The 13,861-nt window shown below is 52.9% G+C and carries 10 protein-coding genes; 3 read left to right on the top strand and 7 right to left on the bottom strand.

Annotated features, from left to right (window positions below):
* The first annotated feature begins 148 nt into the window (after positions 1-148).
* Positions 149-847, top strand: coding sequence for a response regulator transcription factor (locus MKX76_RS23505; RefSeq protein WP_341034689.1), 699 nt, complete (start codon positions 149-151; stop codon positions 845-847).
* A complete protein-coding gene (locus MKX76_RS23500) occupies positions 837-2,174 on the top strand; it encodes a HAMP domain-containing sensor histidine kinase (RefSeq protein WP_341034688.1) in 1,338 nt (445 codons plus the stop codon). The genes MKX76_RS23505 and MKX76_RS23500 overlap by 11 nt, the downstream gene beginning before the upstream one ends.
* Before the next feature lie 66 nt (positions 2,175-2,240).
* On the opposite strand, the gene MKX76_RS23495 is transcribed toward MKX76_RS23500, so the two are convergent.
* From MKX76_RS23495 to MKX76_RS23470, 6 genes are all read right to left on the bottom strand, one after another.
* Entirely contained in the window at positions 2,241-5,357 is a 3,117-nt protein-coding gene (locus MKX76_RS23495) for a hybrid sensor histidine kinase/response regulator (RefSeq protein ID WP_341034687.1), read from the bottom strand.
* Between the two features lie 66 nt (positions 5,358-5,423).
* Positions 5,424-6,185, bottom strand: coding sequence for an AAC(3) family N-acetyltransferase (locus tag MKX76_RS23490; protein ID WP_007129095.1), 762 nt, complete (start codon positions 6,183-6,185; stop codon positions 5,424-5,426).
* A gap of 616 nt (positions 6,186-6,801) precedes the next feature.
* Complete coding sequence (locus MKX76_RS23485; protein ID WP_341034686.1) at positions 6,802-8,103, bottom strand: glycosyltransferase family 2 protein; 1,302 nt, start codon at positions 8,101-8,103, stop codon at positions 6,802-6,804.
* Complete coding sequence (locus tag MKX76_RS23480; protein ID WP_340898310.1) at positions 8,096-8,239, bottom strand: hypothetical protein; 144 nt, start codon at positions 8,237-8,239, stop codon at positions 8,096-8,098. Before MKX76_RS23480 ends, MKX76_RS23485 begins: the two co-directional genes overlap by 8 nt.
* 33 nt (positions 8,240-8,272) lie before the next feature.
* Positions 8,273-9,148 (bottom strand): GGDEF domain-containing protein, encoded by an 876-nt coding sequence (locus MKX76_RS23475; protein ID WP_341034685.1) that lies wholly within the window; start codon positions 9,146-9,148, stop codon positions 8,273-8,275.
* On the bottom strand, positions 9,138-10,244 hold the full coding sequence (locus MKX76_RS23470) for a glycosyl hydrolase (RefSeq protein WP_341034684.1): 1,107 nt from the start codon (positions 10,242-10,244) through the stop codon (positions 9,138-9,140). Before MKX76_RS23470 ends, MKX76_RS23475 begins: the two co-directional genes overlap by 11 nt.
* A gap of 255 nt (positions 10,245-10,499) precedes the next feature.
* Here MKX76_RS23470 and MKX76_RS23465 point away from each other — a divergent pair, with 255 nt between their 5' ends.
* Positions 10,500-12,398, top strand: coding sequence for a WD40 repeat domain-containing protein (locus MKX76_RS23465; protein WP_341034683.1), 1,899 nt, complete (start codon positions 10,500-10,502; stop codon positions 12,396-12,398).
* Here MKX76_RS23465 and MKX76_RS23460 read toward each other — a convergent pair.
* Entirely contained in the window at positions 12,371-13,759 is a 1,389-nt protein-coding gene (locus tag MKX76_RS23460; RefSeq protein ID WP_210094124.1) for an extracellular solute-binding protein, read from the bottom strand. The genes MKX76_RS23465 and MKX76_RS23460 overlap by 28 nt on opposite strands.
* Positions 13,760-13,861 lie beyond the last annotated feature (102 nt).

Raw genomic sequence — 13,861 nt, 5'->3', positions numbered from 1 at the left:
AGCATTTGTCCCCATCTGCCAAACGTTATCTTTAATGACCATATTACTAGCGAAATGTTGCGAACTTGTGGTGAAGGTATTTACAGATTGTGAAAGCACCCATATTCTTTAAGTAGCTATCAAAATGGATAAGTCTGGGAGTGTAGGAATGGGAATCAAATTGCTAATCGTTGAGGATGAAACAAAAATTGCGTCGCTCATGGAATCGTACCTTCAAGCAGAGGGATATGACGTACTGACCGCGATGGACGGAAAAACCGCCCTGCAGCTGTATGCGCAGCATAAACCGGATATCGTGATCTTGGACTGGATGCTTCCGCAATTGAACGGACTGGACACCTGCCGACAGCTTAGACAGTCAGGGTCCCCCGGGATCATCATGGTTACGGCCAAGTCGGAGGAGGCTGACAAAATCGTGGGCCTCGAAATGGGCGCGGACGATTATCTGACAAAGCCCTTCAGCTTGAGAGAGCTGTCCGCGCGCATCCGTTCCTTATTGCGGCGCATGAACCACACAGGAAATGACGAGGCCGATACTGTGCTTCGAAGAGGGGATCTGACGATTGATGAGAGCAGCCTGCAGGTGTTTATTGGCGGTCAGGAGCTGCAACTCACACCGACCGAATTCAAGCTCTTGCACCTGCTGGCGTCAAAGCCCGGGCGGGTGTACAGCCGTATGCAGCTGCTGCGGCATGCCTTCGAGGAGGAGTTCATCGTCGACGAACGGACGGTAGACTCGCATATTAGCAAGCTGCGGAAGAAGATGGAGAAAGACGGCCGGGCGGCCGATTATATTCAGACGGTCTACGGCTTCGGCTACCGATTCGGAGCGGAACATGAAAATTAGAACCAGGCTGACCCTGTCGATGGGCGGATTGATCGTATTGATTATGCTAGTCCTGCTTGCCGTTACGCATGTGCAGTTTTATATCACCCGCGATTTGGCATATCTGGAGGAGAAGGAAGCCTTTGAAGCCTTGAGGAAGGAGTTTGAGCAATATTACCGGAGTCACGGGGATTCTTGGGAGGACGTAGGAACCGCGAGCTTTGAATCTGCCGCCCCCTTCGTCGAAATCGTGTTGTCCTCCGAGGAGCAGACCTTATATCAGCAAGGAAGTTTAAGCGTAGATAGGCTCCGCGGCGACGGCTACATGCTGGCGCTTGATCAGGGGGACCAGAGGATCGGCAGACTGTACGTGATGAACGAGCGGCAGTCCAAAATCTACGAGTTCAAAACCATGTGGTACGGCATGCTGCCCAATATCGGGATTGCTTCGCTGCTGATTACCGGCATTGCCGCGCTGCTGATCATCCTGTTGTTGTCGTGGCGGCTGACAAGCCCTATACGCAAAATCATCAGCGGGATCGGGGCCATCAAACAAGGCGGCGCACCCATAGTCTTACCCGCGCATCGGAAGGATGAATTCGGCGCGATTTCCAAGGCCCTTCTTGAGATGAACGATTCGCTCGCGGAAGCGGAGCGCACCCGAAAACAGCTGATGTCTGACGTCGCCCATGAATTGAAAACCCCGCTGATGATCATCCAAGGGGAATTGGAGCTGGCGCACGAGACGGGCTCTCCCCTCACTGCCGTGAAGCAAGCCTCGATTCTTGATGAAGTTTTGCGGTTATCGCGATTGGTTCATGATGTGCTGGATCTGTCCCGGCTTGAAGCCGGCATGACGGAGCTGCACCCGAAAGAGGAGAACCTGGTTGCGCTGCTGGAGGACTTACTGGCGAAAACCCGGTTCATGGCCGAGGACAAAGAAATCCAGCTGTCCTTGCATGCCGAAGAGCAGATGATCCCCGTCTCGGTGGAGAAATCCCGTATTCTTCAGGCGCTGTACAACATCCTGACGAATGCCGTGTACTATACGAAAGCAGGCGGACACATCCGCGTCCATGCGGGAACGGTGCACCTGCCTGACCGGCAGCGGCAATACGCCCGAATCCGGGTTGAAGACAACGGGACCGGCATCTCCGAGGCGGATCTGCCCCATATCTTCGACCGGTTCTATCGGGCGGACCATTCCAGGGCTCGCCCCGGCGGCGGAACTGGACTGGGCCTCGCGATTGCGCAGCATAATATCCTTGCTCATCAAGGCTTCATCGAGGTGGAAAGCGTGGTCGGCGAGGGATCGGTGTTCACGATCTGCTTGCCGCTTGAGGATTAGGGGCCAGAGGGACTTGTATAACAAAGCCGCAGCATCCGTGCTGCGGCTTTCATAATTATAGGAATATTACTTCGGCTTTGCGAAGAGACGTGCACGGAAGGTTACCTCGGTCCCTTCCCCCAACGTGCTCTTGATAAGCAGTCCTGTTCCGAAGTGCCGTTTTAATCGCAGATCCGTATTGATTAGCCCGACTCCGGCGTGCTCTGCCCGCCTTTCCAGGATCCGCTGCAATAGAGCTTCGTCCATTCCGACGCCATCGTCTTGAACGGTGATCTCGACGTCATCCGCCTGGACCGAGATCCGGATCCGGACCGTTCCCCCGCAGGATCGCTTCATGATCCCGTGCCTGATCGCATTTTCAACTAAAGGCTGGATCGATAGGAAGGGGATTTTTAATGGCTTGTGGTCATCGATCTCCCAAACAACCTGCAGACGCTCTCCGAACCGGACCTGTTCAATATATAGATACGAGCGCACCATCTTGAGCTCCTCTTCGATGGGAACTAGGCAGTCTGTATCCTGGAACCTGAATCTGCTCCGCAAAAAATGGCTGAACTCCTCGAGCAAATCCCGCATTTTATCCAAATCAATGCCGCTTAACGCCGTTATGGCATTTAACGCATTGAATAAGAAATGAGGCTGGATTTGCGCCTGCAGCCATGCCGCCTCCAATCGCAGCTGCTCCCGAACCGTCTGCTTAATCGTTGTCAGCGCCTGAATCCGCGATCTGATCTCCAATGCTTCCACCGGCTTGGTCACATAATCGTTAGCTCCCGCCATAAAGCCGCTCTGAATATCATTCGGCTGGCTTCTTGCCGTAAGGAGCAATATAGGAAGCTCGGTGAGCGTAAACCGCTCCCGAATCCGCCTTGTCAGCTCGTAACCGGACATCTGCGGCATCATGATATCGGTAATGACCAGATCCCATTCCTTCCTATCCAGGAGAGCCAACGCTTCTTTACCGCTCGTTGCCATCGTAAGGTCATATTCGCCTGTCGGCAGAATCGCTTCCAGCACTCGAAGATTGACAGGGTCGTCATCAACGATTAACAGGTGCGGACGATAACCGCTCATGCCGGATAACGTTGTCGGGCTGGAGGTCGATGGAATGATTTCATCCAGCTCCAAACTGGCCGGTGCCGTTTCCCCAATCGGCAAAGGCTGTACAGCCAATGCTTCAAACGATGTATGAACCTCCTCTTTCTCCACGTCCATCCCCGCCAGCTCTAACGAAAATGTAAACTTCGAGCCTTCTCCTAATTCGGAGGACGCCTCTAACGTCCCCCCATGAAGCTCAATCAGCTGCTTGCTTATGCTTAAGCCTAATCCAAAGCCGCCTTCAATCATCGTTTCGCTGGCGCTTGCCTGCTCATACGGAAGAAATAAGCGCTTCAGCATGTCTGCATCCATTCCGATCCCCGTATCGGCAACGGCGATATAGGCTTTTCCGTCCTCTGCATATGCCTGAATCGAAATGATGCCTTCGTTCGTGAATTTCACCGCATTATGAAGCAGATTGAACATGACCTGAATGACCCGGTTCTCATCGGCAATGACGGGAGGGAAGTCTTCAGGAATCTGGTTTACGATTCGAACAGACTTCATATCCGCGTTCCACTGCAGCATATCCATGACGCCGGTCACAATCGGTTGAATCGCTACGACCTTTTTCTGTAAACGCGGATTGCCTTCCCGCAGACTCATTCCATCAATTAAATCATTTAATATGAGCGTCAGGCGGCGCCCTACAGATAACACCGTTTCAAGCTCTTTAATGCTTCGATTCTGCAGTACATCCCGTTCTCTGCTCAACACCGATTGGGACATGTTAAGGATGCAGTGGAGCGGATTTTTAAATTCATGCGACGTGTTCGCCAAGAATTGATCCTTCTGATCGTTCACCCTCTGCAGTGTCGCGGCAATCTCCTTCGTATGGGCATGCATACGGAAATAATCCCGAAACCATACGGAGGCCAGGCATCCGATCGAAATGATCAGGTCGAACGGATAGTGGGCGATGCTAAGGCCGCTCTCCCGCCAGTATAAGGTCCACAGGAAATGGTGAACCAGCGCAAACATCGATAGAAGCTGCAGCAGATGATTTTTGATATCCTTGAATACCTTTTTAAAGATAGCGGTGATCGCAACAACAGTTGCAACACAGCCCAATAAATAATAAACCGGAAAGAGTTTGATGATCTGATGGGGAGCCAGAAACAGCGTAACGGCGGCCGTCCCCAGACTCGCTGCGGCATAGGCCGGATATACCCTTCTCCAATAAGGAAGCTCCCGATGCTCCGTACATTGGAGCAGCGCGTAGCAGCCGATGATCGCCGTGGCATTCGTCAGCCGAAAATCCCAATCACTGCCGATGTAAAACAATTGGTGAAACAGCTTCTCATCGCTGCTCAATAAGCTGGGCAGCGTGACACAAAATGTCAGTAAGGAAAAATAAAGCAATCTTTTTTCCCGGTTCCCCAGTAAGAACAAAATTAGCGCATAGACCGAATGCATAAGAAATATGACCGCTCCCAGCGTCTGCATCGATACGGAGAGCTTCATTTCCTGTGCTACGGCCTCCTCTGAGCCAAATTTAACCGATCTGGCAATGCCGCCGCTTCGACTATCCACATAATTTGCCGCCTGAACCACCAGCTCGATGACCCCGTTCTCATCTGCCGTAAAGCTTGTGGAATACGGGAGGTTCTTCGCCGTATATGCTTCCTTCGTCTCCCCCACCTGACCGGATTTGGCAAGCAGCCGACCGTTTACGTACACTTCCGATGCAGTACGCACGCTGGGCAAGCGAACGCTATAATTCAAATCATTGTCCGGATTTACCAAAATACGCAGGCGATAGGACCCGAATCCATACGGGGTCCCCTCTTCACCTTCACGGTGTAAAGCTTCCTCCCATTGCCCCGGGACCTGGAGGAGCTTTGGCTCCGGACCGCCTGCACCATGCTGCTTGCGTTCTGACAGCCACTCCGAGGGATAAAACTCCCACTCCCCATCAAGCAGGAGAACGCCGCTGTCTTCTGCATGCCAATGGCGCAAATCCAATTGTCCGTTCTTGATGGACACCTGCATTTGATGAGGGAGCAACTCCATCCATAACACGCGCAGGCCGGATAAAATGACTAATAACAATCCGATGAACAATACAATATGGCTCTTTTTCATAAATAACTCGGGGAGTCTTTTGCCAACAAATATCCCTCTCCTAATCCAATCTCTAATGCAGACGCGTCAATGATCCAAGGGATGGTTATCCGAGAACAAATCCGGATTGTCCTTCAGCATCGCCGTGATGATCTCCGCCACCGCAGCTGCATCACACACCCTTACAACGGCATCGCCAAGCTGCCCCTTGTGCATCGCGCCTTCACGTTCTAGGACCTCGTCGACCTTCCAGAAATGCTCCGACCACGACAGCCCGCAATGTCTGCGGGAAGGCACAGAAATTTCCGTTCCATCCGGCAATACCGTATACAGCTGCTCATGGTCATCCGTTAACCTCCCCGGGATGTCCACCCATTCCTCAACGCCATGAATAAAGGTGTTGCGCCTTAAATCAACCCCGACTAACAAAATGGTCGCCTTTCGGTCGAGCAGCTTCCCCCAGGCGGAGCCTCTGGCGCATGGCGTATCAAAGCGATGGTCGTCGCTTGTGAACGCTTCGGATTCCCGACCCAATGCCGCCACCGAATGCGTGGGATGCAGCGAACGCACCACGCCGGGCCGCTTGCGAAACAGTTCGGGCAGTATCCCGACGCAGGAAGGCGAACGGTCCACGTAAAACCTCGGATTATCCGCATTGATGTAAGACCAAGTATGGGTGGGCAATACCAGCAGCCCATCCTTCATATATTCCGACAACGCGTCCAACACCGTATCCGCGCCGCCCTCGACCGGTCCCATGCTTTTCATCGATGAATGAACCAGCAGCGTCCCCTGGCTGTCTATGCCCAGCTGCTCCAATTCCTCCATTAAGCTCTCTTTCGTGTGCATATTCCTTCTCCTCCCGAATGCTTATGAATCATAACCTATTGACGTTTCGATCTCTTAGCTGAACGATTCCTATAACAGGAATATACCATCCTTATTTAGGACCAGCCACCTACCATTTCCAATAGTCTTGTTACGCAGGTCATATTTAGAAATTCTTCAGAGTCCTATGTTACGCTTAAAATAAAAACAGAAAAGGGCAGTGAGCTTGTAAGTGAACAAAAAGTACTTCGAAGAGATGCGCAAATTCAGCCATGACGACGAAATGAGATACAAGCTATTGATCCAGGGAGTCAAGCGGGTACTGGAAGAGCGTAAGCAGGGACGTCGTAAACTCACGCACATTCTTGATTCACGTAAAAGGAAGAAAAATTTGCAGGCCGGAAAGTGGTGCCATTAGCCGCGCCGACTTGATGTTAGTCCATCGTTGTTTGTGTTTCTAAACCCTGCTCCCCAGATCGCCGGAGAGTATACATAGGGAATTTTATAAGAGCCTGTCCAACCCGGAAGGCTCTTTTTTGCATGGCTTAGAGCTATGTCCCATCGACTTGCCTGCGCTAACTCCTTCGCGGTTCGCGGCCAACGGCCGAATGGGAAGCCGGTCCGTCAAACGAGACTTTTATCCAAACCGCTGCGTTTTGTACCACTTTGCTTTTCTCCCCGTCACCTTGTCAACGACGAACGAGTAGAGCGCGCGCAAGGAAATGAGCAGAAATAGCTGGGCATACGTGAAATACGATATGCAGGACAGAATAAAGTTTTGGATCGTGCTCTGTCCGACATCGGTTGCCAGCGCCAAATTGATCTGCAGCACAAACAAGTAATACATCAATCCCCAGGCCACCATCAGATAAACGTATACATCATCGGCGAATTGGAACGGCGATACCACGTCCGGATTGAACAGCGCCACGACCCAATAGGCCACGTTGACGAGGATGATGATATCCGAGACGATAATGGATAACAAAAACCAGAAATAACTCGCCGCGTAGTACAGCACTTGCAGCTTGATCCGCCAGCTCGACCGATTGAACAAATGATGGATGTTCTCAACCACGACGGAGAAATTCCCTTTGGCCCATCGTTCCCGCTGCTTCAGGTATACGCTGAGCTGCTCCGGTTCCTGCTGGTAAGCTTCCGCCTGCGGAGCCAGGGCGATCAGCTGCCCCCTTGTCATAATCTCGAACGAGATGGCCGTATCCTCCGTGATGGCCTCCGTATCCCAGCCGCCGATCTCGCGCATCAGCTCTGTTTTCACAATAAAATTCGTCCCCGGGATCGTCCCCAGCTTGAACAGCTCCCACAGCCCGGTATGATAGATGCGCTGCGCGGTAACCAGCTCGAGATTAATGCATTTGGAGAGGAAATTCTGCCCGCGGTTCCGGGCCTTATTCCGTCCAAACACCGCTCCGTAGGTTTCCGGGTCTTCCATTGCTTTGTCGATCAGAAAATACAATGCGTTCCGCTCCGGCGCCGCATCCGCGTCGAAAATGCAAATCCATTCATGCTTGGCATACTCCAGCGCATCATTAAGCGCTCCGGACTTGCCGCCCGTTCCCGTGCGTTCGAAGATCATGAAGTCCCGGTCGCGATACGCTTCCTTGCTTTGCAAAGCCCGCAATTTTCCTGCGGTATCATCACTGCAGTTATCAGCAATGACAATGAGCTGCACTTTATCCTTCGGATAATTCAGCCGTAAAATATTCTCCGCCGTTGCCGCGATTACCAGTTCTTCATTGTGCGCGGGAACCATAACGGTTACCTTGGGGAAATGCCCCATCTCTTCCACATCGGGAATGGTCCACTCCCTGCGGCTCTGCCGGAATATGAACCGGATCGCTCCCCCCATAATGAGGATCGACTCTAACACGGCAGCCCAAATGCTGATAATGCAGAACATCAATAATAGGTCAGCCACTGATCTTCCTCCGGTCGTATTTTCGATGTACGCGAACCCGAAGGGTCAGCGTTGCGATGAACAGCCCCACCACCGCAACGGTAAACAACAGGCTGACGATTTTGCAAAGCGGAACAAACCATTCCGTATAAGACATCTCTTTTTCTCCTCCTACTGCTAACTAAACACCTTATATATATTCTCCGATCAAATCCGTCTCCGTATTGCGCTCGAGTGCGGCAATGACGGCATCCGCATCTTCATACTTACTAAACTGCTCCTTAGCAAACACCAGCGCCCCTGCACGGATCACCAGCTTCAGCTCCCCGCCCTTCCGGTCTTGAAACGGCATGTCCATCAGCGCGTGCTTGATCCGGTCCGTCAATGCCTTTAAATACTCCTGGTTTGTCATCGGAAGCAGAACGATAAACCGCCCCTCATCCAGTGCGAACTTGTAATCCTCATAACGAATATGATTCCGGATCCCTTCCGACAAGGAAGCAAGCAGCTGGACATAGCCCTGTGAACCCAGGGATTCCCGCACCATCGGCAGAAATTCGATTTTGAACATGGCCAAGCAGAAGTTATATGTATCCGAATAACGATTGGCCAGATTGGACTGCTTGACCAGCGTTTCCCTAAAGGCTTCCTTATTGCCTAGCGAGGTTGCCAAATCCACTTCCGGATTCCTTCGCTGCAGCTCCTCGAGCCGCTCAATCAGCCGCTTGTTGCGGATCAGCCCGGATTTGATGAACATGGCCACGGCCACGTTAGCCGGCAGCAGCCACAGCCAGGAGATGGACAGCACATCAACCTCGGCATACGTTGTAAGCCATACAAAATAAGCGACAATGTATACGAAAATACCGACGGCCGAGACCCCCGGCGGGGCCAAAAAGCCCAGCAGCAGAGCCGCAAGGCAGCCAATGGCGAATCCCAGCTCAGGTAAAGTAAGGGATTGGTCCCTAAACACATTCAAATAGATCAGCAATTCCTGCACGATTGCTAATCCGATCAGCAGTACGTATCCCCAGACCATGCGCTGGATGAATCTTTTATTTTCCATGTCCACCTCGTTGAATTGCGTATTCCCCTAGTAAAGGAAGCAAGTTATCAAAAATATGCGTGTCTTTCCCGAACACATATCCTCCGGGATATTGGGGATCCCGCCCCTTGAAGGTCTGCAGACGCTCGTACAGCTGTTCTGCCAAAGGCCTGTCTCCCATTTGGAGCGCAAACTTGATCGCGAGGCCATACACCGACGGAGACTCGTAATCCACCGCGGCCTTTCGGTCGGCGCGTGTATACTGTCCTGCCAATTTCCCCGCCTGCCCGAACTCCTCCTTCAGGAATTGGTGAAGCGCCGCTTGGTCCCTTCCCGTCTCCCCGGCATACATCGCGATCAGCAGCTGATCGATTAAATTCACCTTGTCTTCATAGATATACTCCCGAGTCACGACATGAAAGGACTTGGGATAGAACACACCGTCATTCGGCATGTTTCGAAGCAGGGCATGATATCGAATATAGCTTTCCTGATCCAGGATGCCTTCGTTCTGGAGCCCTTTGAGTGCCGGAAGATCCACATAGGCCAGACTCAGCGTATCGGGCATTTCCTGCCTGGAGAAATCGTAGAAATCCACCAGATACCCGTTGTTTTGGGACCTGTTAAGCAAGGCTTCCGTAAGCTCCCTGGCCGTCTCCTTCCATTCCGGGTGGCCCTTCTTCCATACCTTGGCACCATCCAGCAGCGCCCCGATAATCCGCAGATCGTCGCCAAGCGCATTCGTGGTCACCTTCGCCTCCCCCTCGGGACTTAGCTTCCACACAATATAATCGCGATCCGCGATAAAATAGCGGGTTAACAGGTCATAACTCTTCTCAAACTCGGCAAGATCCCGACTTTCAATCGCTGCCTGCATCCAAAACCCAAGGGATTCGGAGAGCGCCTCTCGTCCTGCCGCCAGCTCAGGACTGACCGATTCCGCCTTCTGTAAATAGGTAGCCAGCGTGCCGTTAGCGTTGATCATATTAATCCTAATAAAACGTTTCGTTGGATTGTCCCCTTTGGCTTGCGTAAAGAATCCACCGATTCCTACAACCGCGCCTAATAATAAGCCAAGTCCTGTCCACAGGACTTTACGTCCATATCGCCATTCCAAACTGTAAAAACCTCCATTCACTGCGGAGCCGCGCCTTGATACAACCCTAAATCCGCACCGGGATTTTCCCACTCAAGGATTGTATCACTTCATTCTGAAGAAAAACTGTACATGGGATTGTTCAGGAGGATTCACAGGTCTGGAGGTTGGTTTAGTAAGGGGAAATTTTAAAATTAAAGCTTGTTTGGAAGGGTTTACATTACCAACTCCCTCCCCTAAACTTATCGGTATAACGAAGCGGGGAGAGTGACAAGGATGGGGTTGTTGAAACTGGGGGAGCCGTTGTCGACGTTCAAAATATGCAGCGCGGCTTACCAGCCGATGGAGGACGGCGGATACCGCATTTATACGGTGGCCCAAGGCAAGCCGTGCAGATTCGTTGCGATCGACGCACTGACCGGGCAAATGGTGACCAGCTTGCCGCTTACCGGCTCCAATCACTCCTGGGGCATATGCGTGACAAGCGACGGGTCGGTATATGTAGGCGGCGACGGTTTTCTGTACCGGTACGATCCCCGGTCGGACACCCTTGACCATTTGGGGCAAGCAATCGATGGGGAAATCTATTTCTGGAGAATGGCGGCGGACGAGAACGGAAATGTATACGGCGGTACCTACCCCGGCGGCAAAGTGTTCCAATACCGTCCGGCTGACCGCGCGTTCCGCGATTACGGCACGCTGGTGCCGGGCAATCAATACGCCCGCAGCATGGATATCGGCCCGAACGGAAAATTATATATCGGCACCGGCGCCATGGAAGCCGCGATTATAGAGCTCGACACGGCAACCGGAGAGACTATCAAGCTGCCGATGCCGGAAGGACAGGAAGCAAGCACGTTCGTATACGACCTTGATGTTCACGAAGACAAGCTGTTTGCGCGGTTTACGGAATCGGCGGATCTGCTCGTATACGATCTGACGAAGCGCTGCTGGATCCACCGCATCGATCAAGCGATGGGGCTTGACGTTTCGCCGCCGGGCGAAGACCGGCGCGTCTATTTGTTCCGGGACCAGAAGCTGCACGCCCTCCATCTGGATACGCTCGAGCTGACCCCATGCCCGCTTGCCCATGACGAGGGCGCTTACGATTTCGGATGGATCGCTTGGCCGGAACCGGGCTTCCCTGGACAAAGCCTGATCAGCATGTACTCCGGAGGATATTTCATCTATAATCCGGCCACACATCGCGCCAAACATGTCGAGGTCGAGCTTGACGGTTCCCCGGTCGGCATACAATCCATCGCGCTCGGCGGCGACGGCAGGCTGTATCTCGGCGGTTATTTCGCGGGCGGATTCTCCTCGTACGATCCGGTGGCCGGCGCATTCAGTCCCTGCGAGCGTTTCGGCCAATCCGAGAACCTGTTCTGGTTCAAGGACAGGTTGTATCTTGGCGTGTATCCGGGAGCCAGAATTTACCAATACGATCCCGATCAGCCCTGGGAGCACGGCGTTAATCCGCGGCTGCTCTTCTCCCTCAAGCGGCACAGTCAAGATCGGCCGTTTACATTCGCCGCGGCCGGGGACCGGCTCGTCATCGGAACGATACCCGCTTACGGCAAGTTAGGCGGCGCCATCGCGTTCTACGATCCGGATTCGGACCGGTATGAATGCTTTGCCGAACCGGTGCCGGAGCATAGCGTCATCGCGCTCTGCTATTCGGACGGTTTCGTTATCGGAGGCTCCTCCGCATTCGGCGGCTTAGGTTGTCCGCCTAGCGGGAAAGACGGAACGTTATTCGTATGGGATAGTTCCGCCAAGAAGACGGTATGGGAAGCCGTTCCGGTCCAGGGGGAAAAGGCGGTTGCCGCCCTCGCTCCCGGCGAGAACGGAATCATATGGGGAATGACCACAGGCAGTTTGTTTGCCTTTAATCTGGCCGAGCGCCGAATCGAGCGTATCATCGACCTGTTCCCGCCTCTCAATTGGGACGGGCTCGATCTGTTCTGGAGAGGCGTCTATCTTCAATATGAAGAGAGCACCAATATGCTCTACGGCAACTGTCTTGAGAAGCTGTTCCAATTCGATACTCGCACCGGTGAGCTTCAGGTGCTGGCGGAAGGCGGGACGCTGTTTGCGCGGGATTCGGGGAACGGGGGCACCATCTATACGGTAAAAGGAACCGGGCTTTATGAATATCGCCCGGTCCCATCCTGATTCAATATCGCTTCGATGCCGGCGGCGAGCCTCTCTTTGGTCCGAAGTCCCGACCAATAGAGCTTGCACTCCGACAGCATGTCCTCCAGCTGCTTCAGCGTCAGTCCCGTGTCGGTAAACGTACTGAAGCTCGGAATAATCTCCTTGTACATCTGATAGCGGGTCGGATATACCGTTTGCCCGGTCCACTGTGCCGCCTGCTTATGGGCCGGAATGCTGAACGTTTCCTTCCGTATAACCCGCTGGGCTTCATCCGACACGAGGAAATCGACCAGCTGTTTGGCTGCCGATTTCACTTTGGACCGTTTGTGGATCGCAAGGCCGATCGTAAGATTTAACGTATTAAAGCTGTTTAAATGGGGAAGCGGAGCGACGTCGAATTCGAAATCCGCTTCCCTCAGATTGTTAATGGAAAAGTACGTCGTCATGATGATGGATACCTGCTGCTCCTTGAACAGCCGCTCCGCCTCTCCGCTGCTTGCGGACAACAGGAGCGGGTATACGCCGGGCTGATACAAGATGTCCCGAACCTTCTCAATGCCGTCCAGCAGCCTCGTTTCATGAACGCGGTATCGCCCGTCTTCATCCCTTCGGAACACTTCCCCGCTCTGGAGCAGAAACACGATCCACCGGTTCGGACTGAGCAGGTGGTAATAAAAGCCGAACCGCTCGTTGTGAATCGCCAGCTTGGAAGCGTTTGCGATCAAGTCGTCCCATGTCCAGCTGCTGTCCGGCTCCGGAAGCTGAAGCGAAGCAAAGTGCTCCCGGTTATAACAAAGAATGACCGGAGAAAAGATGAACGGCTGCGCATAAAGCTCGTCCTTATATTGAAAGGCTTTTTTCAGAAAAGGGTATATCTCTTCAAACGGTTCTTGCGGCTCCAGCAATTCTACCGCCTGTTCCTCCAGAAGATCTTGGTACAGATACGTGTTCATCATGGCCATGTCGATCATGTCGTGGGTCAGCAAATCCCGAACATACCCCCGGGCGTCGCTGATTTGAATCGGCTCTACCCGAATATGCGGATGCCGCTTCTGAAACTCATTCAATAAATAAGGAAGCTCCCCTTGAGAATCGATGATCGGATAATAGCCCAGGCGGATGACGATTTGATCCTCGCTCGAAGGCGCTTTGATGCGGTTGCCGACTCTCGGAATTTTCTCTACCAATCCTTCTTCCACCAATGTGTCCAAGCCTTTGCGGACGGAATTGTTGCTGAGCTGGAACTTCCGGCTTAAATCCAGTTCCGAAGGGAGGTACTCCCCAACCGCGTAATGGCCGGCCATAATCTGTTCCCTCAGCGTCCGGATCATCTCTTCCATCCGCGTCCTGAACGTTTTTCTGCTTTGCTTGTCAGACATTCGCCCGACCTCCGATCCCTATTTTCATCAGCATCATACACAAACTGGAGCCCGCTTGCAAGCGCGCATATGGCAAAGCGCACGCGGCCGCCGCGGCATATG

Source organism: Paenibacillus sp. FSL R5-0810, from assembly GCF_038002285.1.
GTDB classification, from domain to species: Bacteria; Bacillota; Bacilli; order Paenibacillales; family Paenibacillaceae; genus Paenibacillus_AQ; species Paenibacillus_AQ lactis.
Note: the sequence above shows the minus strand (reverse complement) of the source record. Positions and strands in the feature narration are given on the sequence as shown.